Source organism: Paramuribaculum intestinale, from assembly GCF_003024925.1.
Taxonomy (GTDB): domain Bacteria; phylum Bacteroidota; class Bacteroidia; order Bacteroidales; family Muribaculaceae; genus Paramuribaculum; species Paramuribaculum intestinale.
This window is the reverse complement of record NZ_PUED01000272.1, coordinates 1-2,398: the sequence shown is the minus strand read 5'-3', so window position 1 is coordinate 2,398 and position 2,398 is coordinate 1. Positions and strand designations below refer to the sequence as shown.

The following is a 2,398-nucleotide window of genomic DNA, read 5'->3' as shown; positions in this document are numbered from 1 at the left end:
GTGGTGATCGGTAAACACCTGCCCGGACTATTGGCAGTCAAGTGTGTGTCGACCCTCCTTACGATTGTGCAAATTTAACCATTATCCGATAAAAAAAGTGCATAAGACATTAAAAATCGGGCAAAACAACATATTTGATAGGCTATGCACAATTTTTTATATCCCTGCTCCTGGCATTTGAGTAGTTTTGCATCGTGAAACAGCGGCCTAGGCAAGTGGTCGAATTTTTATAATATTCAGCTTGTCTTATGGAGTGTTTCGGTGTGGAGCGAAGGAGAATATCTACATATTCCGACAGAGCTACAATCCGAAATCGGCTAAAAAGAAGCCGCAGCAAGCCACGGGTTACTGACGGGTTCGATAATATCAACTGATTTTTAAGAGTTACTTACTTAACCAATAATCATAAACAATGAGCAAGACTATAAAAGGCATCGCGGTCATGATGATGCTTGGACTGACAGCGGTCATGGCCGGTGCATCGCCGCTTGACGGTGTGGAAATAAACCATCTGGGTACAAACAATACCATCGTAAGAGTAAACGGCGAGAGAAAGTATCTGTTGCTTCCGGTGCAGGAATCTCACGACGACGCAAGAATCAACGTTCTTGTCGACGGACGGCTCGACCGTACCATCAACGTGAGACTGGCGAAAAACAGAGTTGACTATTATGTACCGTTTGACCTCACCCCTTACCGCGGGCATAAGGTGGTGATGAACGTATTCACCAATCAGGGGCGTTCATCGGTAAGAGAAGCCGCCGATGATGCCTGCTGGAATAATATCTCGCTTGCTGATACGTTCGACACCGTCAACCGCGAGAAATATCGCCCGGCTTATCACCACACACCCTTATATGGCTGGATGAACGATCCTAACGGCATGTTCTATAAAGACGGGATATGGCACCTGTATTACCAGTACAACCCCTATGGATCGAAATGGCAGAACCTTTCGTGGGGACACTCCACATCGACAGACCTTGTCCACTGGAATCATCATCCTGTGGCAATACAGCCCGACGGACTCGGAATGGTGTTCAGCGGAAGCTGCGCCATCGACCGTAGCTCTACGGCCGGATACGGAAAGAATGCTGTAGTCGGGCTGTATACATCAGCCGATGCAAGTCAGACTCAGAGCCTTGTATGGAGTGATGACAATGGCGAGACATTCCGTACATACGCGGCAAACCCTGTGCTGACTCTTGAATCCGAAGCGCGCGATCCAAATATGTTCTGGGACGATGACGCCCGGCAGTGGGTGCTCGTGCTGGCTCATGCGCTCGAACACGAAATGCTCATATTCACCTCTCCTGACATGAAGAAATGGACTCTGCAGAGTTCGTTCGGTAAGGGCATTGGCGCCCAGGAAGGTGTCTGGGAGTGTCCCGATCTGTTCCGGCTGCCGGTCGAGGGCAGTGGCGAAGAAAAGTGGGTGATGCTGTGCAATCTCAACCCCGGCGGCCCGTTCGGCGGAAGCGCCACACAATATTTTATAGGCGAATTCGACGGAAAGACTTTCAAGGCCGATGTCGATGCCGATGGCAATATCCCTACAAAGTGGATGGATTTCGGAAAAGACCATTATGCAACCGTAAGCTGGAGTGATGCCCCCGGCGGCCGTCGAACAGTGATCGGATGGATGAGCAATTGGCAGTATGCCGCAGAGGTGCCTACAATGCAGTTCCGCAGTGCCAACACCCTGCCGCGCGAGGCTCGGCTCTTCAAAGCCGCCGACGGACAGATATATCTGTCATCTGAGCCGTCGCCGGAACTTACGGCCTTACGTGGCAGCCTGTCGCTTAAAGTCAGAAAAGCTTCCGTCGGCAGAAAATCCCGTACTTACGTTCTCCCTTCGGCCAACGATGGCGTATGCGAGATAGTGTTTGACGTTGATGCAAGAAAATCTGGAGCTGTCGAGATAGAACTCAGCAACAGTGACGGTGGGAAAGTAGTCATGACGTACGATGCCGTCGCCCACACTCTGTCGTTTGACCGCACAAAAAGCGGAGTGGTCGACTTCAGTCAGGATTTCCCGGCAGTGACTGTCGCACCCACATTTGAAACCGACAACCGAATATCATTGAGAATATTCATCGACAGGTCAAGTATCGAAGTGTTCGGCAATAACGGAAACTTCGTGATGACCAACCTGGTGTTTCCGACAATCCCATACACGCGACTCTCCGTGTCAGCGCGGGGAGGCAACGCGAAGATCGAGAATCTACATATCTACTCAATTAAAGAAAACTGATAAGTAACTCGCAAAAATTAGCTGCGAGTGATTTTTGAGATTTGTTCGAGTGGTTTTTGCTTTAAGACGAGGGCGTGTAGCCGAGCTACACAACTGAGGATGAAAGCAAATAACGCCGGACAAAATCAAAAAGTACCGCAGCAA

The 2,398-nt window shown here is 49.8% G+C and carries 1 protein-coding gene; it reads left to right on the top strand.

The genetic code is table 11. The annotated features are described in order from the left end of the window. The first annotated feature begins 412 nt into the window (after positions 1-412). Positions 413-2,254, top strand: a complete 1,842-nt coding sequence (locus C5O24_RS12590; RefSeq protein ID WP_237613031.1) for a glycoside hydrolase family 32 protein — start codon at positions 413-415, stop codon at positions 2,252-2,254. Positions 2,255-2,398 lie beyond the last annotated feature (144 nt).